The sequence below is a fragment of the Rhizobium sp. SJZ105 genome, assembly GCF_007828365.1.
Taxonomy (GTDB): Bacteria; Pseudomonadota; Alphaproteobacteria; order Rhizobiales; family Rhizobiaceae; genus Agrobacterium; species Agrobacterium tumefaciens.
Map to the genome: position 1 here is coordinate 427,090 of NZ_VIUP01000001.1, position 24,243 is coordinate 451,332.

A 24,243-nucleotide genomic window follows, 5' to 3' on the forward strand; every position below is an offset into this window, starting at 1 on the left:
TTTTTCTTTGTCTCGTCCGGTTATGTTCGGTTTCTCAGCGGATCCGGATATGGACCGGTGCACGCCCGGAGCGGCGGCCGACATGAAGGTGGATATTGGCTTCCGGCTGATTGGCACGCCAGGCGCGCGCGCCATGCGACAGAAGCAGGCTGACGAGATCACGCGTCTTTGCCTTGGAGCGGTTAAGACCGAGATCGGCAATGCGCATTGCCGCCTCGTGAATGGGATGCAGAACCGACAGACTGCCTTGCCCGTTGCCAGACGCAATGTCCGAATAGTTCTCGTTAACTGCCATCTTGGAAAGCCTCGCTACACATTACACAATTCGAGGAGACAGGCGATGTTTCAACAAATAAGCCACCGCCTGCGCGAACGTCGATTACTGGAGTGACGCCCAGCAGCTGACGCCTTTCTTTTTCAATGCATTGCATGCATTTACCGCGGCGGCTTGGCCGTCGAAGCCGCCGAAGCGGGCGCGGTATACCTGGGAGCCTTCTCTGCTGAAGGCCACCGTGAAGGGTTTTGCGGACCGAAGGGCGGCGCCGCCTTTTTCCTGCGCATTCTGCAACAAGCCACGTGCCGAGTTTTCATCCGGCGATGCGCCAATCTGGATCACCCAGCCGCCCTGCGGAGCTTCAGCCTTTGCCGAAACGGAAGGGGTGGAGGGTACAGATGCTGGCGTGGACGCGGTGACGATATTGTCCACCTTGGTCGAGTTGGTAATCAACTTGCGGTCAGGCGCGACGGCTACCTGAGAAATAGGATCCTTGCCCTTCTGCCAGGTGGCGGCTTCCATGGCCTTTACGGCCGCATTGGACGAGGAGCCTGCAAAGGCAGTAACCGGCGCGTCCTCGTAACGGGTCTGCGGTACGGGGCCGGCATGGGGCAGGCCGGAATCTGTCGCAGCGACAGCTGCGGACGGAGCCGCGACTGCCACAGGTGGAGCAGCAACAGCCACAGCGACTGGCTCTTCGACAGGTGCCGATCTCGTCTGCGCAATCAGGTTGCTGTTGCCGCTGCGGGAGGCCTGCGGCAGGTAGGTCGCAACAAGCTTGCGCATGGTGGCGTCACGGGCAGCGCTCGAGCGGCCGCCAAGAACGACGGCGACGATGGAGCGACCGTCTAGCTGTGCCGATGTTGCAAGATTGCTTCCGGCAGCACGGGTATAACCGGTCTTGATGCCATCTACGCCGCGCACGGTTCCCACGAGACGATTGTGGTTGCCGATAACCTGCTTGCCGAAATTGAAGGTGCGCGTGGAGAAGTAGCCGTAATATTGCGGGAAATGCTGGCGAAGGGCGATGCCAAGGCGTGCCTGGTCACGCGCCGTCGTCATCTGCGCCGTGTTAGGCAGGCCGTTGGCGTTACGATAGGTCGTGCGGGTCATGCCGAGCGCACGGGCCTTGGCGGTCATCATTCTGGCAAAACGGTCTTCGGAGCCGCCGATATATTCACCGAGTGCGGTGGCCATGTCGTTAGCGGAACGGGTGACAAGCGCAAGAATTGCCTGCTCGACCGTGATGCTGCCACCGGCGCGCACGCCGAGCTTGGAAGGAGGCTCCTTGGCGGCGTTGGCCGAAACCGGCACCTTGGAATCGAGCGAAATGCGCCCGGAATTGAGCGCCTCAAACGTAAGATAAAGCGTCATCATCTTCGTCAGTGAGGCTGGATAGCGGAGGCCATCCGGATCTTCGCCATAGAGAACCTTGCCGGTCTTGGCATCAATGACGATGCCCGCATATTTCGGGTCCGCCTGTGCGGTGCCAACGGATGTTGCGGTTATGAACGCCGCAGCAAGGGTCAACGCAACGAACCTTACCAAAGACGTCGCACCCGCTTTGCGCGAATCTGCCCCAAATAGACTTTTCAACACTGCTGAACTCTTCAATCGCATATTTCTGTTCCGCTCGGACGCGCCCCGCCCGAGTGCTCCGGGAAGAAACTTTATCGGGATGGCGTTACCAAGTGGTTTATGAAAGGTATCCACGCTCCATAAAATGCGACTTTTCGGGCGCAATCTGTCTCACGCCTTTTCACGGATTTCAGTCTTTTACGAGGCGCTGCTCGATGTAGCGTTTCACGCCTGCGTCGAGTTCTTTCCATTGCGGCAGCAAGGTTGCGGAGAATCGGTAGAACAGGCTGAGGTCCTGGCCGGCGTGGATGTCCCTCTGGCAGTCGCTGCCCGTCGACTCCTGCTGGGTTTGCGGCAGAAGGCAGCGCACGACATAGTCGCTTTCGCCCACTCGCTGCCCGGTCAATATGACTTCCTTGCCGTAACCTGCGTCGGCACGCAGGCGGTGCAGTGTGAGGCCGTGTTTCAGCGGCACAGGCTCTCCTTCCGTCAACCGGGCATAGATCGGCCCGAAACGGCCGGACATGTCCTCAGACATCGTGCTTTGCGATAGCTGGATGAAAATAAGCCCTGATGCCTGCGCCGGATCATCGAAAACAGTGCGATTGGAGTCTTCATATCCCTTGAGATCCGGCCAGGTGAGATAAAGATCGGCCCGCTCTCGCTCTCCATCATGGCGGTCGGAAGGTACACGCAGCGTGTTTTTCGCAAGTTTCAGCCGGTCATTGCCGATTGTGATCTCCACCGCGTCGGTTGCTGTTGTATGGCCCGCCTGAAGGATTCGCTCGCCGTACCATTTAACGCCGATATTAAGAGCAGCAACAAAGCATATAATAATGACGGCAATGATGACGGCGCGCCGTATCAGGGAGGATGAAAGCAGGGGGGCTTCGTTGTGCATGAGCTTCCGACTTGTTCTTGCCACTGGACGCGTTTTCCACACTGAAAACAGACGGGCAAAGCTTTAACCTGCGGCGATCGCCATTGAAATGCTGTTTTGCCGCTGCTACCTGATAGGGTGCAAGCAAAGGACGGCATATGGCAGCTCGCGACAGATATTCCCGGAAACTCGAATGTTCTAAATGCGGTCATCAGGGTTTTGCCGAGGTGTCGGAATCGGATGAGAAAGACCGCCGTAACCTCGATTTTCGCGTTGATGAAATGCCGCGTGGCTTCCGCACCGAGCGTGCCTCGGTCGATCCAACGGAGTTCATGATCCGCTGCGGTCAGTGCGGTAACATATTCCGTTTCCTGCAAAAAACCGCCTATGCGCCGGGAGGCGAACCGCGCGTAAAGGCCTGAACGGAAGGTACCTGGATGACTGTACCGCAACAACCCAATGGGGCGCCGCCTAGGCGCAAGCCAATCTGGCCGTGGATCGTGCTGCTGGTACTGACACTTTGCGCCATCTATTCCTACAATCGCGCCAACGAGATCATACTAGAGCTGTCCGACACGTTACCGCCGGCGTTGCTGAACCTTCTCGAGGATATTTTCCGGGGCGGTTTTCGGCACGGCGATGGCGGACCGAGCATCGGTGTCTGAACCATAAAGCAGGTGACGCACCCCCAGCTTTTATCCGCCGGTCGCAGTTTTTCGGTAGTATAAAAGAAAAAAGCCCCGCAAACGGGCGGGGCAGGTTGATCGCTCGGGGAAAGTTGGGCAATGCCCGGGAGCGATGCGGCTATATAAATGACAATATTACTGACGCGATAGGCCACTTCCGTCCCAAACAGTACGCCGACGCATAAAATTTGCTCAAGCAGGAAGAATTTAGGAATATCAACTGTCCAAATCTGTCAGGCAACTTGACAGGAGGTCGTTTTATTCTTCGATTGCCTCGAATTGCACATATTCGCGCCTAACATAACGGGACATGAGCAGACGCATGGATAAATCCGGAATCTTCTTCGTGGCGCTTTTATTGGTGCTTGTGGCAATCGTGCTGAGTCTGGCGCTATTCCACTCGCCTCAGCAAAGTCCGGCACTTCCTTCGGGCGAGGGGTCTCTGCTGCCGCCGGCAACGACACAAGGACAATGAGGTGCTGACGGATGCGAAGAGGCTGTGCGCGCGTGCGCCATCGGGATTGACGGCCTTTTTCAAAACGCTATAAAGCCTCACCACCGATGGATGGGTGTCCGAGTGGTTTAAGGAACCGGTCTTGAAAACCGGCGTGCGTGAGAGCGTACCGTGGGTTCGAATCCCACCCCATCTGCCATAAAATTCCAAACAGACAGTTTGAAATCAACAGAACCGGCAGCGTTAGCGACGCGGTGTATTTTTAGCTTGGAAATTTATTGTATCACAGAAATGAAGAAACCCGCCTGTCGGCGGGTTCCGTTGATTAATGTATTAGAGTTCAGGACAGCCGCGTTCGTTCGCGAATGTGATGCGCTCCGGTCCTCGGCGGGTGAAGCCCTGGACGACGACGCGACCGGGGGTGACGCGCACGATTTCGGGGTCGCGCAGGCCTGCCTCGCGGGCGGCGGCGCGGGCTTCGCGTTCGCCGCAGCCACGCATGCGCGGAGGTCCTCGTCGGTCCATGTCGCGGTCGCGATCACGTATAACCGGGCGAACGCCGTCGGGGCCGATCCGCAGCTCCATGTCCTGCGCACTTGCGTGAATAGGAGCGGCAATGGACACCAGCGCGATGCCTAGTGCCAGGCCGGCGGTTTTTATTGACTTGATCATGTTCCCTCACTCAGCCGAAAACCGGCGGAAGCTCGTGTGTTTGCGAGGGGAAAACGCGGTCGGGCTTCGTTTGTTCCTTGAGCAGGAGACATCTCGAGACTGCGCGTTTACAGGCGCGTCGGGCTTCCCGCGCTGCGGAAAAGACATAAATCGTTAACCACGTTCATTACAATTTTATCGAATTTGCAGAAGTCGTTCGCATTTTTGCCACGTTATGCACAAGATTAAGCGACTGTTAGGTGCTTCGATGGCAGGGGCATGCATCGAGGCAAATGAGGGTGCGGTTCTTCGAGCCTGCAAGCAGCGTGGGGCAGACGATTTGAAATCTACGGTCAAGAAACTCGGCATCAACGCCAGATCGGGCGTGAAGTGGCTTGCAATTTCCGTGCTTTGCGCCGCGACAGCCTCGTGTTCCACCACCTCTGAGACCAAACCGAAGCAGAAGCGCAGCAAGGAATATTTCTCCGAATCGGAATATGGCGTCAAAGCCAGCCCGCGCGTGGCCGACGGCCAGAACATTCCCAAGGGCGGCGGGCGCGAGCTTCTCGGCAATGCCTATACCGTCAAGGGCCGACGTTATTTTCCGAAGGAAGAGCCGGGTTACAACAAGACCGGTCTTGCCTCCTGGTATGGTTCCGCCTTCCACGGCCGCCTGACGGCAAATGGCGAGGTCTATGACAAGGAACATCTTTCCGCTGCGCATCCGACATTTCCTCTGCCGAGCTATGCGCGTATCACCAATATGGAAAACGGTGCATCGGTTCTGGTGCGCGTCAACGATCGCGGACCCTTCCATGAAGGTCGCCTGATCGACGTTTCCAGCAAGACCGCAGATCTTCTCGACATGAAGGGCACTGGAACGGCGAATGTGCGGGTGCAATATGCAGGCCGCGCGCCGCTTGATGGGCACGACATGCCTTATCTGATGGCGTCCTATGTTCCGAAGGGCTCTCGTTCTCCGGGTGTTGCGCCGGAAGGGCAGATCGCGACTGGTGTCATGGTGGCTTCGGCTTCGCCGAATTTCGTGCCGGCCCCGACATCCAACCCGAATTACGGTGCTTCGACGCAGACGGCGCTGGTTGGCACCAAAAAGAATGCAGCGCTCCAGGCCATGCCGCTGGTCAACGGCCCCGCACCGGCCTTCGAACAATTTGCAATTCTGCCGGAAATCGGTCCGTTCCTGGCGGAGCGCCCGGAAGGCAATTTCACGCGTGAGCCGGCAGCACCTGGCGGCAACTATCTGCGCGTGCCAACGCCATCGTCCAAATATGCAGCGGCTTATTCCGAGGAGTCCTCTGCCGTTTCGAGAACATCACGTGCGTTCGACAGCGTGCTCGTCGATCGCGGAGCGCTCAACGAGGATTCCATACTTGCCCATGTGAAGCGTCAGCAGGCGAAGACGCGCTGACGGGTTGAAGAATTTATGGCTGACTTGCGTTTTCGTCGCGAGCGGCGGGTTGCGGCAGGGAAAGCTGGGCGGTTTCATGCACAAGGCCATTCATCGTTCTTTTCTCCCGGTCGCGGCAGCGCTCGCATTTGCGTTTTTCGGTAACGGTCCGGCGCAAGCGCAAACGCAAACAGCACCTTTCATCGCCAAGGCCGAACAGGCCTATATGATCGATGCCGAAACCGGCACGGTGCTGCTTTCCCAGAATGAAAATCAATCCTTTCCGCCCGCTTCGCTTGCCAAGCTGATGACTGTGGAGGTGATTCTGGATGCGCTGGCCAAAGGGCAGGTAACGCCCGAGACAGCTTATCCCGTTTCTGAATATGCCTGGCGCACGGGTGGTGCGCCGTCGCGGACCTCGACCATGTTTGCAGCGCTGAAATCCTCCGTCAGCGTCAACGATCTTCTGACGGGAATTATTGTGCAGAACGCCAATGATGGCTGCATCATTGTCGCCGAAGGCATGGCAGGGTCCGACTCCGCTTTCGCCAAGCGCATGACGGTGAGAGCCGGCGAACTCGGCATGAACCGCAGTGTCTTTGCCAATTCGACGGGTCTTCCCGATCCGGGCAACCAGACGACCGCGAAGGATATGGTGCTTCTCGCCCAGCATCTGCGCGATACCTATCCCGATCGCTATGGGCTTTTCACCAAGCCGGATTTCGAATGGAACCGGATTTTCCAGCGCAACAAGAACTCTCTGCTGGGTAACGGCATAGACGGTCTCGGGCTTGGTTTTGCGGAAGGCAGCGGTTTCGCAGCTGTCGTTTCGGCCGAGCGGGAAGGGCGCCGGGTCTATCTGGCGCTTGGCGGCATCGCCGACGACAAGACGCGCCAGGACGAAGCACGCCGGGTGGTTGACTGGGGGCTGACGGCCTTCGAAAAACGCCATCTTTTTGCAAAGGACGAAGCTGTAGGTTCGGTCAGCGTCTACGGTGGCGATGTCTCGCATATAGACCTGTCGCCCCGGGAAGATGTCAGCGTGCTGGTACCGGTCAATAATCCCGAGCGTATTTCCGGGCGGATCGTCTATCGCTGGCCGCTCAATGCACCGCTCGACACTGGTGCGAATGTCGGAACACTCAAGGTTTTTTCGGGCGAAAGGCTGTTGCGGGAAGTGCCGCTTTATACGAGAACGGCAGTCGGCAAGGGCACGTTGACCCAGAATGCAGCCGGGGCGCTCAAGGAATTGCTGCTGTTCTGGCTCTGATGCCTATCCCGCAAGCCGCAACTTTCCCTATGCTTTTGTTCAGACACCGGATTTTCTGAAAAGCGCTTCACACTTTTCGGTTCGATGCTGTAAACAGGCATTTCGATATTTCTGAGAATTCCTCACAGGACGTGACATTGGCCGAAAAGACCGGATTGTTCATCAGCTTCGAGGGCGGCGAAGGCGCTGGCAAGTCGACGCAGATTCGCACGCTTGCCGAGGCGCTTCGTGACCGTGGTTTCGATGTGATCGTAACCCGTGAGCCGGGCGGTTCACCGGGGGCGGAGGCCGTTCGCCATGTTCTGCTGTCGGGTGCTGCCGAATCCTTCGGCGTGCGCATGGAGGCAATCCTGTTTGCGGCAGCGCGCAACGACCATGTCGAGGAGGTCATTCGCCCGGCACTGGAACGTGGCGCAATCGTGCTTTGTGACCGGTTTCTTGATTCCTCACGTGTCTATCAGGGTACGACCGGCAATCTGGAGCCGGATTTCATCGAGACGCTGCAACGCGTTGCTATTGATGGCGTCGTACCGGAACTGACGTTGATCTTCGATATCGCCGCCGAAAAGGGCCTTGCCCGGGCCAGAAAGCGTGCGGACGAGGGTGCCGCACCGGACCGTTTCGAAAAAGAGGAAATCGAGACCCACGAGAAGCGGCGTGAAGCCTATCTGGATATTGCGCTTGCCGAGCCGCGTCGTTGTCGGATCGTCAATGCCGATCAGCCGGAAGAAAAGGTGACGGAAGACGTCATGTCATTTGTCGAGCCTTTGCTCGAGCGGCTGGAGACTGCGGCGGGCACGGCGCATGAGTGAGGTTCAGGGCGTTCTCGACGGCGCAATTGCGCCGCAGCAGAACACGAAGCTTTTCGGCCATGGCGAAGCGGAAGCGTTTCTTGCGCAGTCCTATCGCTCCGGCAAGGGCCACCATGCGATCCTGATCGAAGGCCCTGAAGGCATTGGCAAGGCAACACTCGCTTTCCGTTTCGCCAACCACGTACTTACCCATCCCGATCCAGCCACAGCACCGGATTTCCTGGCCGATCCCGATACGGAATCGCTTGTCAGCCGGCAGATCACCTCCGGTGCGTCGCATAATCTGCTGCATCTGACCCGCCCGGCGGATGAAAAGACCGGCCGCGTGAAATCCGCCATCACGGTGGATGAGGTGCGGCGGGCAGGGCACTTCTTCTCGCAGACCTCGGGCACAGGCAATTGGCGTATCGTCATCATCGATCCGGCTGACGATCTAAACCGCAATGCCGCAAACGCCATTCTGAAAATACTGGAAGAGCCGCCAAAGCGGGCGATGTTCCTCGTTTTGTCGCATGCGCCGGGCAAATTGCTGCCGACCATCCGCTCGCGCTGCATGCCGCTCCGGCTGCTGCCGCTTTCGGATGCGGATATGGTGCAGTCGCTCGATCATCTCGGTATCAGCCCGGCTGGCGAAAAGCGGGATGCGTTGCTTTCCGCCTCCAAGGGCAGCGTCGCGCAGGCGTTAAAACTGATGAATTACGGCGGCTCCGACATTGTGGAGGCGCTCGCCTCCGTCATGACGGCCGAAGGGCCCGGTGCACGCAAGCAGATGCACAAGCTTGCCGAAGTTCTGGCACAGAAGGATGGCGATATAGTTCTCGGCTTCTTCATGGAGCACGTGACGGAGGAGTTGATGGCGCGTGCGAGAGCGGCGGCGATGGCCGGTGATATCGCGGCGGCAGAGAAACATGCGCGCCTTTCGTCGACGCTTTCGGAACGCATTACCGTGGCGCAGGCCTATAATCTCGACAAGAAGCAGATGGTGCTTTCCATTCTGGAAGATGTTCGCGGCGTGTGAGACCCAAGAGATCGTACGGAACGTACGCTTTTGCTTTCGCTGTTGCGAACAATCGTTTAAGAGCGGTCTATCCAAAAAACAGCCTGTAAAGTCGATAGACCGTCATGACAGACAAGACACCCTTCTACATCACCACCGCAATCTCCTATCCTAACGGCAAGCCGCATATCGGCCATGCCTACGAGCTGATTGCGACGGATGCCATGGCACGCTTTCAGCGCCTGGACGGAATGGATGTTTTCTTCCTGACCGGCACCGACGAACACGGCCAGAAGATGCAGCAGACAGCGCGGGCGGAAGGCATTTCGCCGGATGAGCTGGCGCAGCGCAATTCCGACCAGTTTCGCGAGATGGGCAAGCTGCTCAACGCCTCGAACGACGATTTCATCCGCACCACGGAAGAACGTCATCACGAGACCTCGCGCAATATCTGGAACCTGATGGCCGACAGCGGCGACATCTACAAGGACAGCTATGCCGGCTGGTATTCAGTGCGCGACGAGGCCTATTACGGCGAGGACGAGACGGAAGTGCGCGCCGACGGCGTTCGCTATGGGCCGCAGGGCACGCCCGTCGAATGGGTCGAGGAGGAGAGCTATTTCTTCAAGCTTTCCGAATATCAGGACAAGCTGCTGAAGCTCTACGAGGAGAACCCGGATTTCATCGGTCCCGCTGAGCGTCGCAACGAGATCATCTCCTTCGTCAAATCCGGCCTCAAGGACCTGTCGATTTCCCGTACGACGTTCGACTGGGGCATCAAGGTTCCTGATGACCCGAAGCATGTCATGTATGTCTGGGTCGATGCGCTGACCAACTACATTACCGCTACGGGTTACATCGAAGACAAGAACGGTCCGCGCGCAAAATATTGGCCGGCCGACGTGCATATCATCGGCAAGGACATCATTCGCTTCCACGCGGTCTATTGGCCGGCCTTCCTGATGAGCGCCAAGCTGCCGCTGCCCAAGCGGGTTTATGCGCACGGCTTCCTGCTCAACAAGGGCGAGAAGATGTCTAAGTCGCTCGGCAACGTCGTCGATCCGGTCAATCTGGTCAACCATTTCGGTCTCGATCAGGTCCGCTATTTCTTCATGCGCGAAGTCTCCTTCGGCCAGGACGGCAGCTATAGCGAAGAGGGCATCGCCACCCGCATCAACGCAGATCTTGCCAATGGCATCGGCAATCTGGCCAGCCGCTCGCTGTCGATGATCGTCAAGAATTGTGACGGACAGATCCCGACGCCCGGGCCGTTGACCGATGAAGACAAGGCGATGCTCGCCTCCGCCGACGGGCTTCTGGCACTCTGCCGTGAGGAAATGGGCAAGCAGCTCATCCATCGCGCGCTTGCGGCCATCATCGCCGTCGTTTCGGAAACCGACCGCTATTTCGCGTCGCAGGAGCCGTGGGCTCTGAAGAAGACCGACCCAGAACGCATGGGCACAGTGCTTTACGTGACGGCGGAAGTCGTCCGCCAGATCGGCATTCTGTTGCAGCCCTTTATGCCGGGATCCTGCGAGAAGCTGCTCGATCTCGTAGCCGCCCCTGCCGACAAACGGGATTTTGCTGCACTTGGCGAAGCCGGACGTCTGGTTCCGGGAACGCCGCTTGAGGCACCGAAGCCGGTCTTCCCGCGTTACGTCGCACCGGAAGCGTGAAGACGACGACCATGCTGATCGATACGCATTGCCATCTGGATTTTCCCGATTTCGAGGCTGAGCGCGACGATATCATCGCCCGCGCCCATGCTTCCGGCGTTGCCCAGATGGTGACGATCTCGACCCGGGTGCGCCGTCTGCCCGAGCTTCTGAAGATTGCGGAAAAATACCCGTCGGTTTTTTGCTCGGTCGGCACGCATCCAAACAATGCCGACGAAGAACTCGACATTTCGGCCGACGAGCTTGTGCGGCTTGCCGAGAGCCACGACAAGATCGTGGCGATCGGCGAGGCGGGGCTGGATTATTTCTACGACACGCAAAAGCCAGAAGACCAGAAGACCGGCCTCGTTCGCCACATCGAGGCGGCGCGGAGAACCAAGCTTCCGCTCGTCATCCACAGCCGCAGCGCTGATGAGGACATGGCTGCGATTCTGCGTGAAGAAAGCGACAAGGGTGCTTTTCCCTTTATCCTGCACTGCTTTTCCGCAGGTCTCGATCTCGCTACCACCGGCGTCGAACTTGGCGGTTACGTATCCTTTTCCGGCATTCTGACGTTCCCGAAATCGCAGGATATCCGCGATATTGCAGCCACCGTGCCGCTCAACCGTCTGCTGGTGGAAACGGATGCGCCTTATCTCGCGCCCAAGCGTTGGCGCGGCAAGCGCAATGAGCCTTCTTATGTGGTGAACACGGCGGAAGTGCTGGCCGAGGTACATGGCATCTCGTTCGAGCGCATGGCCGAAATCACCACCGAGAATGCTTTCCGCTGCTTTTCGAAGATGACAAGGGTGTAGGCGTGGCAATCTACCGTCGCCGCTTTACGGTTCTTGGATGTGCGTCGTCTCCCGGCGTACCGCGCATCAACGGCGACTGGGGCGCCTGCGATCCTGAAAACCCCAGGAATCGGCGTACTCGTGCGGCCTTCATGGTGGAGCAGATCGGACCCGATGGCGGTAAGACCACCGTCGTCATCGACACCGGGCCTGATTTTCGCGAGCAGATGATTGCCGCCAAAGTGGAGGCCGTTGATGCGGTTCTATACACTCATGCCCACGCCGACCATTTGCACGGTATTGACGATCTGCGCATCTATTTCGCCATTCAGCAGAGCCGCATTCCCATCTATGCCGATCCAGTCACCATGGCGCGCATCTGGGATGGTTTTGCCTATTGCCTGGAAACGCCTCCGGGCAGCAATTATCCGCCGATCGTCGAGCCGAGGATCATCGCCGACATCGACGCGACCCTGATCATCGACGGGGCAGGCGGGGCGATACCTTTCAACGTGCACATGCAGCAGCATGGTGACGTGCACTCGCTCGGCTTTCGGATTGGTGATGTTGCCTATTGCACCGATGTCAGCGATTTTCCGACCGAAAGCGTGCCAAAGCTTGCCGGTCTCGACGTCCTCATCATCGATGCGCTGCAGCACCGTTATCACCCCAGCCATCTCTCGCTCGAACAGGCGCTCGGCTGGATCGATAGATTTGCACCCAAAAGGGCGATCTTGACCCATATGCACATTCCGCTCGATTATGACACGGTGATGCGCGAAACTCCTGATCATGTTGAACCGGCTTACGACCAGATGCGTTTCGAAGTCGAACTTGAGATTGAAGCGCCCTAATACCGCCTGAAAAGGAACAGCATGTCGACCCGGCCTTTCCGTGCACCCAGTATGGCGAGCTTCTTCGACAATCTGCGCTCCAGTCGCCTGCGGGCGATGTTCCGGCGCGGCGAGCTGGGGCTGGTGGCTCTCGCCGTCCTCATCGGCATTGCGGCCGGCCTTCTGGTGGCGTTGATCGGCGGATTGAGTACGGCCCTGCATGTGTTGGTCTTCGGTGTCGAGCGGCTGAGCAGCAGTGAACTCTCCGGCTGGATCGTGCTTGCCGGGCCGGTCATTGGCGGCATCGTACTCGGCCTGATCCTCTTCATTCTTTCGAAAACCCGCAAAAAGCCGATGGTCGACCCTATCGAGGCAAATGCGCTGCATGGCGGACGCCTTTCGCTGACGGACAGCATCATCGTCTGCGTGCAGAACATCGTCTCAAACGGTTTCGGCGCATCTGTCGGGCTTGAGGCAGGCTATACGCAGATCGCTAGCGGTGTGGCCTCCAAGATCGGCATCAAGCTGAAGCTGAGACGAGGAGACATGCGCATCCTCGTCGGCTGTGGTGCTGCTGGTGCCATTGCCGCTGCCTTCAACGCGCCTCTGACCGGGGCATTCTATGCCATAGAACTCATCATCGGCACCTATACCGTCGTGACACTCGCGCCGCTCATTGTCTCGGCGCTGGTGGCCAGCATCGTGGCAGGGCTTATCGGCGGACATGGCCTGTCCATCGATATCTATGATGCCAGCCGTGTGACGCCGCCGGATTATGTACCGGCCATCTTTCTCGGCGTGGTATGTGCGTTTATCGGCATCGTGCTGATGCAGACGGTCTCCCTTATCGAGGAAACGGCCCGCAAAAGCGCCATTCCCGGCTGGCTGCGTCCAACAATCGGTGGCGTGGCGGTGGGCGCACTTGCGCTGATTTCACCGCAGGTCCTGTCGAGCGGCCACGGTGCGCTCCATCTCAACATCGATGCCGATCTGACGATATACGGGCTGGCCGGGCTTTTCCTGCTGAAGGCTGCGGCGAGCGCGATTTCCATCGGCTCGAATTTCCGCGGTGGCCTGTTTTTTGCCTCGCTGTTCATGGGGTCGCTGGTCGGCAAGATTTTCGCACTCTGCGCACCCTATATCGGCTATGGCTCGACAGCACCCGTGGTCTACGCCGTGGTCGGCATGAGTGCTTTTGCCGCCGCCATTATCGGCGGTCCTCTGACGATGACGTTTCTGGCGCTGGAACTGACCGGAGACTTCCAGATCACGGCTTTGGTGCTGGCGGCCGTCATCACGACATCGCTCGTGGTACGCACCACCTTCGGTTACTCCTTCGCCACCTGGCGTTTTCACCTGCGGGGCGAAAGCATCCGCAGCGCCCACGATATCGGCTGGATCCGCGACCTGACGGTGGGCAAGATGATGCGCGCCGATATTCGCAAGGCCAATGTCAGCATGGGACTTCCCGCCTTCAAGGAGAGGTTTCCGCTAGGCTCGACGCAGCGGGTTATCATGACACATGATGACGGGCGTTATGCCGGAATGGTCCTCGTGCCGGAAATCTACGCCGATCCAATGGATCGCGATCCCTCCAAGATCAGCCTCGAGACCTACCTCAATTACAAGAACGACGTGCTGCTGCCGGCGATGAACGCACGTCAGGCGGCGGCAGCCTTCGATGCTACGGAGAGCGAAGCGCTGGTTGTCGTCAACGACAAGATCGAAAACCGACCCGTTGGCCTGCTGACGGAAAGCCATACGCTGAGGCGGTATAGCGAAGAGCTCGAGCAAAGGCGCCGGGAGGCGTCAGGAGAGTTATAAATCACATCAGGAAACTGCACTTATATCTTGAAATATATAGGTTTATTATGATCTATATCTCGGGGCCACAGACTTCTGATTTTCCAGCGATGTCGCATGGGCTAACTTGGCATCACATTGTGAAGCAAGCTGTCATTCGCCGCAGCGGATGCGATTTGAGTACTCAAAGGAATAGACCATGGATGGCGGCAACTTCGATCTCAAGGAGGAAATCCGCGATTATTGGTCGAAAAGATCAGAGACTTTCGATCTGGCCTTTGGACACAAGATAGCAGCTGGCGCCGAGGCCAATGCATGGCAGAAGCCGATCCGCGACCTGGTGGGACCTGAGCCGAAACATATCCTTGAACTGGCCTGTGGCACCGGCGAGGTGACGCGGCTTATTCATGATCTCGGCCATGAGGTCACGGCACTCGACTTTTCAGAAGCGATGTTATCCGTAGCGCGCGCCAAACATGCGGGAAAACCAAGGCTACGTTTCGTGATGGCGGATGCCGAAAACACCATGGAGCCGGATGCGTCCTATGATGCGATCATTTGCAGGCATCTGGTCTGGACACTGACGCAGCCTGAGGAGACCTTCCGCGAGTGGTTCAGGCTGCTTCGTCCGGGCGGTCGGCTCTTGTTTTTCGATGGTGACTGGGCAACGCCAAAACCGGCAGGGCGTCTCGCCAGCCTTTTGATCCGGCTCATCGATCTTTTGGTGGGGGCCGACAAGAATTACGATGGTGCCCAATGCAGCCATCATGCCGCAATTATGAAGGCGCTTCCGTTCGGGCAGGGGTTGCGCCCGCAGATGCTGACGCCGCTCCTGATCGCCGCCGGCTTTACCGGCATCGAACTGCACTCACATGCCCCGATTGCGAGAGCGCAGCGGAAAAACACCAACCTGCGCAACAGGCTGCGAACTTTCGTCTACCGTCGTTTCATCCTGACCTGCCGCCGTCCTTGAAACGGGAATGGTAATGGGAAACGGGAAAGGTGAAGGGCCGAATGTGAAATCACACAACCACAAACTCAGCGGTCCTTTACAATAGCACCACCCGAGAAATGGTCGCGGTACCAGGGCAGAAACCATATTGCGAGCGGGCCGAAGACCATGCGGTAGAGCGCTTGCGTAAAAGTCAGTCTTTCGCCGGTGCGCCGGACGACCTTTAATCGCATTAGCAGTTTTCCGGGAGTTGCCATGAAGGCGCTGCTTTCGAAGGCCGGGAAATAGCAAAACAACACGGATGCCAGCCATAAAAGCGTTACACCCATCAGGGGTGTCGGCGGTTGCCCCGCTGGAGCGTCCATATATTGCGGTAGCCACTCTGCGGCGATGAATGTCGGTGCAAACGCCACACTGATGAGCAAGATGAGATCGACTATTCCTGCGACGATGCGTTTGAAGATCATGTTTCATCCCTGGACGTGAATCTGACTCGAATAAGATGATTGTACAAGCTATCTACAGAAAACACCCGAAAGCGCTGTCAGTCTTTCCAAACGCCTTTGACGCAAGGAAACGAGCTACATGACTGCTCCACTCGTCATCTACGCGGATGGTTCATACGACCCCGTTGCATTATCGGGAAGCTGGGCATTCATCGTGTTTGAAACCGAGCGGCAGATCCATGCTGCGCGAGGAACGGAAATCGGACTTACGAACAATTCGTTTGAAGTCATGGCGGTCATGAATGCACTTTTATGGCTCGATGCACAGGCTCCAGGCCGGCCAGCCAAGCTCTGGACAGACTCCGCTCACGTGATGGAAGGTTGCCATCGCTGGCGCGAAATCTGGCGTAGCAACGGGTGGAAACGCATCAATCCAGATTCGCGAAAACGCAAACGACAGATACCAGATGGCGGTCTGTGGCAGAATGTGGATCGTTTGCTCCTTTGTAATCCGAACGTCGAGATAGCGTGGTGCAAGGGACATTCCGGTATAGCCGGGAACGACCTCGCGGATACTTTGGCCCGTACCAAGATGGTGGATGGGGCAATTAGTCTCACGCCAACCGGTCTATAGACGCACGCCAGCAGCTTGTTCTTGTTGAAGTAGCGGAGCTTCAAGCTGTCTGCACACGAACAAAATTGGGGCGTTATCAGCCCTGCAATCCACGCCAATATGATGCCGCTGTTCCTCCTTGAATTGCCACCCAATCTCTCCGCCAAGGCTCGGCAATTCGCTGTGGCAACGGGTGCATAAAAAATCCCAGCTGGGTTGACTCATTTATGAAACCGGTTACATTCCCTTATGTAAACGGTTTCATCGGTTAAAAACCGTGCTTGGAGGAGCAAATTTTCATGTTTAAACATTTGATGGCTGCTGCCGCTATGGTGCTGGCGGCGGGCACGTCCGTGCACGCTCAGGAACAGAGCTTCAAGATCGGTCTTTCCAATTCTTTCGTCGGCAGCGAGTGGCGCACGCAGATGATCGAGGAAGCCCAGGCTGCCGCAAAGGCGTGGGGCGAAAAGGGCGTGAAGGTCGAAGTCGTCGTTCAGAGCGGTAATGTCGATGTGCAGGGGCAGATCGGCCACATCCGCAATTTCATGAACCAGGGCGTTGATGCGATCCTCATCAATCCCGGCAGCCCGACTGCTTTTGATCCGATCTTCGCTCAGGCGAAGGCACGCAACATTCTCGTCATCGCAACCGACGCGGAAGTGTCTTCTAAGGACGCGATCTATGTCGGCATCGACCAGAAGGCCTGGGCGGCACAGTCCGCACAGTGGCTTGCGGATTCGCTGAAGGGCAAGGGAAGCGTCGTCGCGATCAACGGTATCGCCGGCAATCCCGCCAACGAAGCCCGCGTCGCCGGTTACCGCGAAGTGTTCAAGAAATATCCTGATATCAAGGTGCTGAACGAAGCCAATGCGAGCTGGGATCAGGCGCAGGGCCAGCAGGCGATGCAGAACCTTCTCGCCACCTATCCCGATATCAGCGGTGTGTGGGTACAGGACGGCATGGCCGATGGCGCATGGCGCGCAATCGAAGCCGCCGGCAAGACCAAGGACATCGCCGCGACAGGTGAAATCCGCAAGGACTTCATGACGCGCTGGGAGAAGGAAAAGTTCAACTCCGGCGCCTCCGTCAATCCTCCGGGTGTCATGGCCAGCGCGCTCAACGTTGCGGTTCTGAAGCTGCAGGGCAAGGAATTCAAGGACGGCATTTTCGGCGGTACCTACGGCAACGCCATCTATATTCCGATCCCCTTCGTGAGCAACGACAACCTCGCGGACAACATCAAGTCCGCCGAAGGTAAGCCGGGCTATTGGTCCGTCACGGCAACCGTGACGCCGGAACAGGCTGGCGAGTTCTTCAAGTAAGATCAGTCTCGGGCTGGCCGCAAACGCCAGCCCGAAACCTGAAATTCGAACGTGGACCGCGCATTGCGCGCGTCCGCCAGTGACGAAGCACAATGACAAGTAAAATTCGGGGACATGCGATGGCGAACGCTCTGGAAGCGGCCGGCATACAGAAGAATTTTGGCGCCGTGCGTGCGCTTTCCGACGGCAGGCTGACCGTTGGTCGCGGTGAAATTCACGCGCTGCTCGGTGCGAATGGTTGCGGCAAGAGCACGCTCTGCAAGATCGTTGCAGGTGCGGTCGCGCCGACCAGCGGCACCATCCGGTTCAACGGTGAAAACGTGCGCTTCAAAAGCCCGCGTGACGCCGAAAATGCCGGCATTGCGCTGTTTTATCAGGAGCTCAGCCTCATTCCGCAGCTTTCCGTCGCTGACAATATTTTTCTCGGTCGCGAACCGAAGCGCGGCGTTTTTGTCGACAGCAAGGCCCTGAAAGCCGAGGCGCGCAGGCTGATCGCGCTGTTTGACGGTGTTGCCGGCACCGGTCTGGAGCCGGATGCGATCGTCGGCAATCTGCCGCCCGATCAGCGCCAGCTCGTCGAAATCCTGAAAGTTTTCGCCCAGAATGCCAGCCTCATGATCATGGATGAGGCAACGGCGGCACTTGATGGCCGCCAGTCCGAGCGTTTTTTTGAGATACTCAGAGCCAAGAAGGCGGACGGTATCTCCACCATCATGATTTCCCACCGGCTCGATGAGGTTTTTGCTGTCTGCGACCGCATCACCGTCATGCGTAACGGTGCGACCATTTCGGAACTCGACACCGCCGCTACCACCCGCGAGGCCGTGGTACATGACATGGTCGGCGATGTCCGCGCCGCGCCTGCCCGCCAGCAGGGACGCGCAGGTGCAGCGCCCAGCCTGAAGGTGACGGACGTTGCGGGCGAGGGTGTTCGCGGTGTCAGTCTTGAAGCCTATCCGGGTGAAATCGTCGGTTTGGCGGGATTGCAGGGGCAGGGCCAGTCGGCCTTGCTGAAGGGCCTGTTCGGCGCAAGCCCCTTTGCCGCCGGGCAAATCCACTTCGAGGGCCGTGATGTCGCCATCGGCAAGCCTTCGCAGGCGGTTCATAACGGTTTTGCCTATGTGTCGGGCGACCGCGGGCGTGATGCCTCGCTTCAGGGCCGGTCGATCTTCGAAAATCTTGTTGCAGCTCTGATGGTGCGCGAAAAGATGAGACTGGTCCGGCCCGCGACGCTGAAGCCGCGTGTGCAGAAGGTCGCGGACGGCATGAAGACGAAGTTTGCCGGCATGGATATGCCTATCGGCACGCTCTCAGGCGGCAACCAGCAGAAAATCTTCATTTCCCGCTGGCTTGCCACCGCGCCGAAACTGCTGCTGCTCGATGATCCGACCAAGGGTATCGATCTTGGCGCCAAGGCCGATCTCTTCGCGCTGATGCGCCAGCAGGCTGACGCGGGCGCGACCATTCTTCTCTATTCCTCGGAAGATGCGGAAATCCTCGAATATGCCGACCGCATTCTCGTGTTCAACGGCGGACGCATTTCTGCGGAGCTGACCGGAGCCGACATGACATCCGTCAACATGACCCGCGCCGCCTATGGAGACGCCGCATGAATTCCCTCGGTTTTGTGCGCAAGCAACCCTGGATCATAACCCTCGTGGTTCTGGCCGTTCTCATCGGCGTCAACACGTTTCTGCAGCCGTCTTTCGTGCAGCCGGCCGTATTGCAGTCGAACCTGACGACATTTCTTCCCCTGATCCTGGTCGCCATCGGTCAGACCTATGTCATTCTGGCGGGGGATATCGACCTGTCGGTCGGAAGCATCGTAGCGCTCGCCAATGTCGTTACCGTCAGCGTCATCGCTGCACTTGGCGGAACGGCAGGTGCCGTCGTTGCAGGCATGGGAGCGGGAGTTGCGGTCGGACTGATCTGTGGGCTGGTCAACGGCCTGTTCATATCCGGCCTGCGTTTCCAGCCCATCGTCACCACATTCGCGACGGGCATCATCTTTGCCGGTCTGGCGATCTGGGTTCTGCCGCAGGCCGGTCTTCCCGTGCCGGAAGCCTATTGGCAGACCTATTCCGGCAGCTTCATCGGTTTGCCTTTCGTGCTGTGGATGCTGTTGGCTGGTATTGCCTTTACGCTCGTTGTGTCGCGCATTCCGTTTCACGTGCATTTGTTGGCCGTGGGCGGCAATCGCACGGGCGCTTTCCAGACGGGCCTGCGCCTCTCCGGCATTCGCATTGGCGCCTACATGATTTCCGGTCTGTTTTCGGCGCTCGCAGCGCTGTGCCTGACGGGCGAGACCGCCTCCGGCGACCCCTTGCTTGGTGCAAGCCTGGCGCTCTCCTCCATTTCGGCAGTGGTTCTCGGCGGCACAGCACTTTCCGGCGGCTTCGGCAGCTCGACAGGATCGATCGCCGGCGCGCTGGTGCTGGGCATGATCGGCAATGTGATTTTCTTTGCGGGCTTGCCCTTCGAGTACCAGACATTGGTGCAGGGGTTGATCGTGCTGACGGCACTTGCCGGCGGCGTTCTGGTGACGAGGCGTTGAAATGACAAATCCCGGTTTGAAAATCAAATCCATCATCACCGATCCGCTGACCATTGCGATTGGCGCGTCAGTCTTCCTGCTGCTGGTCGGCGAACTGTTGTCGCCCGGCTTCGCACAGGGGTCGCAGATCGTGCGGCTGCTGACGATCGCCGCCATTCTCGGTATCGTCGCGGCAGGCCAAAATCTTGTGATCCTCGGCGGACGCGAAGGCATCGATCTGTCCGTCGGCGCGATGATCTCGCTCGGCGCGGTCCTTGCCGGCAACATGATGAACGGACAGAATGTCGGAATACCGCTCGCCATACTGGTCGCAGGTGGCATTCCCTTCCTGATCGGCCTCATCAATGGCCTCGGCATCACCTTCGTGCGCATTCCGCCGCTGGTCATGACACTCGGCATGACAGCGGTGATCCAGGGCGGGCTCGTGGTCTATTCGCAGGGCGTTCCATCAGGTGCGGCGGCGCCCCTCCTGGCGGGTTTCATCAACCGGCCTCTCGTTTTCGGTATTCCCGGCGTCCTCTTCGTCTGGCTTGGCATTGCCGCGATCATGCTGTTCGTGCTGCGCCGCACGGCCTTCGGCTTCTCCATTTACGCCATCGGCTCCAACGAGCGGGCGGCGACGTTGGTCGGATTGCCCGTGTCTTTGATCCGCACGCTGCTTTACGGCCTGTCCGGCCTGTTTGCCGGTCTGACCGGGGTCTGCGTGATCGGCTACACCGGCACCTCCTTCATTTCTGTCGGCGACCAATATGTCCTTCCATCGATCATCGCTGTTGTCATCGGCGGCACTTCGCTTGCCGGTGGTGCGGGCGGATATATCGGAACCATGGCCGGGGCAGTTGCGCTCACCATTCTGCAAAGCGTACTGATAACGCTCAACCTCGATGTATGGGCCCGGCAGATCATATTCGGTGTCACGTTACTTGCGCTGATGCTGCTTTATGGCCGCCAAAAGCAGTTGCGTGTGTGACAGATGAGCAAAGACCAAGGTTCGAATATCAGGGAAGTTGCAGCTCTCGCGGGCGTTTCGATCGCGACCGTGTCACGGGCGCTGCAACAACCCGACAAAGTCCGCCCGGAAACGAGGAAGAAGGTTTTCGATGCCGTCAGGCAGGCGAACTTTGTTCCCAACGCCCAGGCCGCAAGCTTCAGGCGTCAATCCAACAACACTGTCATTCTTCTCGTTCGCGATATCGGCAACCCCTTTTATCTCGAGATCTACAAGGGCGTGGAGGAAGCGGCGGGGGAGGCGGGCTTCAAGGTGCTCATGGGCGACGCCCGTAACGACGAAAACCGCGTGGCGACACATATCGACATGGTCAGGCAGAAACATGCTGACGGCCTCATCCTGATGACCGGCCAGTTTCCTTCAGAGCTTCTCGGTCAGGGTGACGCGCTGCCGCCGATCGTCATCGCTTCGGAAACCGTGCCAGGCATCGCGCTGCCCACCGTCAAGGTCGATAACCGCGCCGCGTCCAAAAACGCCGTGCATCATCTGATCGAAGCAGGGCACACGAAGATCGCGCATCTCGCCGGACCTTTTCCGGAAAGTCTGGCACAGGAGCGTTTCGAGGGCTACCGCGACGCGCTTGAGGAAGCGGGTATCGGTTACGCGGATGAACTCGTCGTGACAGGCGATTACAGCATCGAAGCCGGTAGACAGGCGATTGCCGGACTTCTCGAAAACGGCATTTCCTTCACCGCCATCTTCGCCTCGAGCGACCAGATGGCGATTGGCGCGATCAGCGAGCTGCGCGGGCGCGGGCTGTCCGTGCCGACCGATGTCTCGGTCATTGGCTTCGACGATATAATTTTCGCCAATGCCTTCGAACCACCGCTAACGACAGTGCGCCAGCCCCGGCAGGAAATGGGCCGCAAAGCCATGGCGCTGATGGTCGACCGGCTTAATGGCAAGCGCACGGCCGAAACCATCGTGCTGGATACGGAACTGGTGGTGCGCGGCTCGGTCGCGCCCTGCCGTTCGCCGCACCGGTAGCGGCCAGACTGTGAATGCAAGGAGTGTAAGGACATGAAGACGATCAAAGGCCCGGCGATTTTCCTCGCGCAATTTGTCGGGGACAAGGCACCCTTCGACACGCTCGACAATCTCGGCCAATGGGCGGCTTCCCTTGGTTACAAGGGCATTCAGGTGCCGACCGATCCCAAGCTCTTCGATCTCGAGAAAGCTGCCGCTTCCAAGGCTTATTGCGATGATATCAAGGGACGTCTGGCCGAGACAGGCGTCGAGATCACCGAGCTTTCAACCCATATTCAGGGCCAGCTCGTCGCTGTTCATCCTGCCTATGACGAGATGTTCGACGGTTTTGCGCCCGCCGAACTGCGCGGCAAACCGCAGGCGCGTCAGGAATGGGCGGTCAACCAGCTGAAGTGCGCGGCGAAAGCCTCGCAGCATCTGGGCCTCGAGAGCCATGCGAGTTTTTCCGGCGCGCTGGCGTGGCCTTTCGTTTATCCGTGGCCGCAGCGCCCCGCAGGTCTTGTCGAAATGGCCTTTGCTGAACTCGGCAAGCGCTGGACGCCCATTCTCGATACATTCGAGGAGAATGGCGTCGATCTCTGCTACGAGCTGCATCCCGGCGAAGACCTGCATGACGGCATTACCTTCGAGCGTTTTCTGGAGGCGACCGGCAATCATTCCCGCGCCAACATCCTTTATGATCCCTCGCACTTCGTGCTTCAGGCGATGGATTATCTTGATTTCATCGATATCTACCACGAGCGCATACGGGCCTTTCACGTCAAGGATGCCGAGTTCAATCCGACCGGCCGGTCCGGCGTCTATGGCGGTTATCAAGGCTGGGTCGACCGGCCGGGGCGCTTTCGCTCACTCGGCGACGGGCATGTCGATTTCGGCGCGGTGTTTTCCAAGCTCACCCAATACGACTTCGAAGGATGGGCCGTGCTGGAGTGGGAATGCGCGCTGAAACACCCGGAGGACGGGGCGCGTGAAGGTGCCGGCTTCATTGAAAATCACATCATCCGCGTGACTGAGCGGGCTTTCGACGATTTCGCCAAAAGCGGCGCCGATGATGCCGCCAACCGTCGCCTTCTCGGGCTTTGAAAGGGATAGACATGTCCTCCGCAACAGCAAGATTTAATAGCCGCCGCATTCGTCTCGGCATGGTGGGTGGCGGTCAGGGTGCCTTTATCGGCGCGGTGCATCGTATCGCCGCGCGGCTCGACGACCGTTACGAATTGGTCGCCGGTGCGCTTTCCTCCGACCCGGCACGCGCCAGCGCTTCGGCAACCCTGCTCGGCATTGCGCCCGAGCGGTCCTACGCTTCTTTTGAGGAGATGGCGTCGGCCGAGGCCGGTCGTGAAGACGGTATCGAGGCGGTCGCCATCGTCACTCCCAATCACCTGCATTTCGCTCCGTCCAAGGTCTTTCTCGAATCTGGCATCCATGTCATCTGCGACAAGCCCGTCACCGCGACGCTGGAGGAGGCCAAGGAGCTGGCGAATATCGTGAGGGCATCCGACAGGCTGTTCATCCTCACGCATAATTACACCGGCTATGCCATGTTGCGGCAGATGCGGGAGATGGTGGCCAACGGCGCCATCGGCAAGCTGCGCCATGTCCAGGCCGAATATGCGCAGGACTGGCTGACCGAAGCGGTCGAAAAGACCGGCGCAAAGGGAGCGGAATGGCGCACCGATCCGAGCCGCTCGGGCGCGGGCGGGGCAATCGGCGACATCGGCACCCACGCTTTCAACGCCGCCGCCTTCGTGACCGGTGAAATTCCCGTGAGCCTCTACGCAGATCTCACTTCCTTCGTTCCGGGCAGGCAGCTGGATGACAGCGCCAATATTCTGCTACGTTACGAAAGCGGCGCGAAGGGCATGCTCTGGGCAAGCCAGATCGCTGTCGGCAATGAAAACGCCCTGTCGCTCAGGGTCTATGGCGATAAGGGCGGCCTTGAATGGCACCACCGCGTGCCGGACGAGCTTTGGTTCACACCTTACGGCGAGCCCAAGCGGCTGATTACGCGCAATGGCGCGGGTGCAGGCGCTTCCGCGAACCGTGTCAGCCGTGTGCCATCAGGGCATCCGGAGGGATATCTCGAGGGTTTTGCGACGATCTACCGTGAAGCCGCAGACGCAATCATCGCAAAAAGGGAGGGAAAAGCAGCCGCCGGGGATGTGATTTATCCCGGCATAGAGGACGGCCTTTCGGGTCTCGCATTCATCGATGCGGCCGTGCGGTCCAGCCTGACCTCGTCCTGGGTAGAGATCGACATCTAGA

24 protein-coding genes and 1 tRNA gene are annotated in these 24,243 nt (G+C 58.6%); 20 read left to right on the forward strand and 5 right to left on the reverse strand.

All coding sequences use genetic code 11. The features are described 5' to 3' along the window. Window positions 1–34: 34 nt before the first annotated feature. The 3 genes from FB593_RS02165 to FB593_RS02175 form a co-directional block, all read right to left on the reverse strand. Entirely contained in the window at window positions 35–295 is a 261-nt protein-coding gene (locus tag FB593_RS02165) for a hypothetical protein (protein WP_003515258.1), read from the reverse strand. A gap of 84 nt (window positions 296–379) precedes the next feature. Then, window positions 380–1,894: a D-alanyl-D-alanine carboxypeptidase family protein gene (locus FB593_RS02170; RefSeq protein ID WP_003515257.1), complete on the reverse strand. Its 1,515-nt coding sequence runs from the start codon at window positions 1,892–1,894 to the stop codon at window positions 380–382. Window positions 1,895–2,042: 148 nt separating this feature from the next. Beyond that, a complete protein-coding gene (locus FB593_RS02175) occupies window positions 2,043–2,753 on the reverse strand; it encodes a hypothetical protein (protein ID WP_145166482.1) in 711 nt (236 codons plus the stop codon). Between the two features lie 137 nt (window positions 2,754–2,890). On the opposite strand from FB593_RS02175, the gene FB593_RS02180 reads away from it, so the two are divergent. The 3 genes from FB593_RS02180 (at window position 2,891) to FB593_RS02195 (ending at window position 4,071) form a co-directional block, all read left to right on the forward strand. After that, a complete protein-coding gene (locus FB593_RS02180) occupies window positions 2,891–3,154 on the forward strand; it encodes a hypothetical protein (protein ID WP_003515255.1) in 264 nt (87 codons plus the stop codon). A 15-nt stretch (window positions 3,155–3,169) separates the two neighbouring features. Further along, window positions 3,170–3,397, forward strand: a complete 228-nt coding sequence (locus tag FB593_RS02185) for a hypothetical protein (RefSeq protein WP_145166295.1) — start codon at window positions 3,170–3,172, stop codon at window positions 3,395–3,397. Between the two features lie 584 nt (window positions 3,398–3,981). Next, window positions 3,982–4,071 (forward strand) — tRNA-Ser (locus FB593_RS02195). A 134-nt stretch (window positions 4,072–4,205) separates the two neighbouring features. Here the strand turns inward: FB593_RS02195 and FB593_RS02200 are convergent. Further along, on the reverse strand, window positions 4,206–4,544 hold the full coding sequence (locus FB593_RS02200) for a hypothetical protein (protein ID WP_003515252.1): 339 nt from the start codon (window positions 4,542–4,544) through the stop codon (window positions 4,206–4,208). A gap of 319 nt (window positions 4,545–4,863) precedes the next feature. Between FB593_RS02200 and FB593_RS02205 the strand changes: the two genes are divergently transcribed. The 9 genes from FB593_RS02205 to FB593_RS02245 all read left to right on the forward strand — a co-directional run bounded on the left by FB593_RS02205 (window position 4,864) and on the right by FB593_RS02245 (window position 15,068). Continuing rightward, entirely contained in the window at window positions 4,864–5,952 is a 1,089-nt protein-coding gene (locus FB593_RS02205) for a septal ring lytic transglycosylase RlpA family protein (RefSeq protein ID WP_025593441.1), read from the forward strand. A 76-nt stretch (window positions 5,953–6,028) separates the two neighbouring features. Then, window positions 6,029–7,201, forward strand: coding sequence for a D-alanyl-D-alanine carboxypeptidase family protein (locus FB593_RS02210; RefSeq protein WP_145166296.1), 1,173 nt, complete (start codon window positions 6,029–6,031; stop codon window positions 7,199–7,201). Between the two features lie 137 nt (window positions 7,202–7,338). After that, entirely contained in the window at window positions 7,339–8,013 is a 675-nt protein-coding gene (gene tmk / locus FB593_RS02215) for a dTMP kinase (protein WP_003515249.1), read from the forward strand. Continuing rightward, window positions 8,006–9,031: a DNA polymerase III subunit delta' gene (locus FB593_RS02220; RefSeq protein WP_038490997.1), complete on the forward strand. Its 1,026-nt coding sequence runs from the start codon at window positions 8,006–8,008 to the stop codon at window positions 9,029–9,031. Before tmk ends, FB593_RS02220 begins: the two co-directional genes overlap by 8 nt. A 104-nt stretch (window positions 9,032–9,135) precedes the next feature. After that, window positions 9,136–10,686: a methionine--tRNA ligase gene (gene metG / locus FB593_RS02225; RefSeq protein ID WP_145166297.1), complete on the forward strand. Its 1,551-nt coding sequence runs from the start codon at window positions 9,136–9,138 to the stop codon at window positions 10,684–10,686. 11 nt (window positions 10,687–10,697) lie between these two features. Continuing rightward, window positions 10,698–11,480 (forward strand): TatD family hydrolase, encoded by a 783-nt coding sequence (locus FB593_RS02230; protein ID WP_145166298.1) that lies wholly within the window; start codon window positions 10,698–10,700, stop codon window positions 11,478–11,480. Window positions 11,481–11,482: 2 nt separating this feature from the next. Then, window positions 11,483–12,313 carry an MBL fold metallo-hydrolase gene (locus FB593_RS02235; RefSeq protein ID WP_065658521.1) on the forward strand — a complete coding sequence of 277 codons (831 nt, stop codon included), beginning with the start codon at window positions 11,483–11,485 and terminating at the stop codon, window positions 12,311–12,313. Between the two features lie 21 nt (window positions 12,314–12,334). After that, window positions 12,335–14,116, forward strand: coding sequence for a chloride channel protein (locus tag FB593_RS02240; RefSeq protein WP_081308757.1), 1,782 nt, complete (start codon window positions 12,335–12,337; stop codon window positions 14,114–14,116). Window positions 14,117–14,294: 178 nt separating this feature from the next. Next, the gene (locus FB593_RS02245; protein ID WP_065658520.1) at window positions 14,295–15,068 is read left to right on the forward strand and encodes a class I SAM-dependent methyltransferase; all 774 of its coding nucleotides are present in this window, start codon (window positions 14,295–14,297) and stop codon (window positions 15,066–15,068) included. A gap of 65 nt (window positions 15,069–15,133) precedes the next feature. Here FB593_RS02245 and FB593_RS02250 read toward each other — a convergent pair whose 3' ends face one another. Continuing rightward, complete coding sequence (locus FB593_RS02250; protein ID WP_013636091.1) at window positions 15,134–15,514, reverse strand: RDD family protein; 381 nt, start codon at window positions 15,512–15,514, stop codon at window positions 15,134–15,136. Between the two features lie 118 nt (window positions 15,515–15,632). Here FB593_RS02250 and FB593_RS02255 point away from each other — a divergent pair, with 118 nt between their 5' ends. The 8 genes from FB593_RS02255 to FB593_RS02290 all read left to right on the forward strand — a co-directional run bounded on the left by FB593_RS02255 (window position 15,633) and on the right by FB593_RS02290 (window position 24,242). Further along, window positions 15,633–16,127, forward strand: a complete 495-nt coding sequence (locus tag FB593_RS02255) for a ribonuclease H family protein (RefSeq protein ID WP_065658519.1) — start codon at window positions 15,633–15,635, stop codon at window positions 16,125–16,127. A 278-nt stretch (window positions 16,128–16,405) separates the two neighbouring features. Next, window positions 16,406–17,428, forward strand: coding sequence for a substrate-binding domain-containing protein (locus tag FB593_RS02260; protein ID WP_003515239.1), 1,023 nt, complete (start codon window positions 16,406–16,408; stop codon window positions 17,426–17,428). A gap of 119 nt (window positions 17,429–17,547) precedes the next feature. Beyond that, complete coding sequence (locus FB593_RS02265; protein ID WP_145166299.1) at window positions 17,548–19,041, forward strand: sugar ABC transporter ATP-binding protein; 1,494 nt, start codon at window positions 17,548–17,550, stop codon at window positions 19,039–19,041. Beyond that, entirely contained in the window at window positions 19,038–19,982 is a 945-nt protein-coding gene (locus FB593_RS02270; protein WP_019566277.1) for an ABC transporter permease, read from the forward strand. The genes FB593_RS02265 and FB593_RS02270 overlap by 4 nt, the downstream gene beginning before the upstream one ends. A 1-nt stretch (window position 19,983) precedes the next feature. Beyond that, window positions 19,984–20,952 carry an ABC transporter permease gene (locus tag FB593_RS02275; RefSeq protein ID WP_013636086.1) on the forward strand — a complete coding sequence of 323 codons (969 nt, stop codon included), beginning with the start codon at window positions 19,984–19,986 and terminating at the stop codon, window positions 20,950–20,952. A gap of 3 nt (window positions 20,953–20,955) precedes the next feature. Next, the gene (locus FB593_RS02280; protein WP_003515235.1) at window positions 20,956–21,978 is read left to right on the forward strand and encodes a LacI family DNA-binding transcriptional regulator; all 1,023 of its coding nucleotides are present in this window, start codon (window positions 20,956–20,958) and stop codon (window positions 21,976–21,978) included. Window positions 21,979–22,011: 33 nt separating this feature from the next. Further along, window positions 22,012–23,061, forward strand: coding sequence for a sugar phosphate isomerase/epimerase family protein (locus FB593_RS02285; RefSeq protein ID WP_065687373.1), 1,050 nt, complete (start codon window positions 22,012–22,014; stop codon window positions 23,059–23,061). 11 nt (window positions 23,062–23,072) lie between these two features. Then, window positions 23,073–24,242: a Gfo/Idh/MocA family protein gene (locus FB593_RS02290; RefSeq protein ID WP_145166300.1), complete on the forward strand. Its 1,170-nt coding sequence runs from the start codon at window positions 23,073–23,075 to the stop codon at window positions 24,240–24,242. The last annotated feature ends 1 nt before the right edge of the window (window position 24,243 follow it).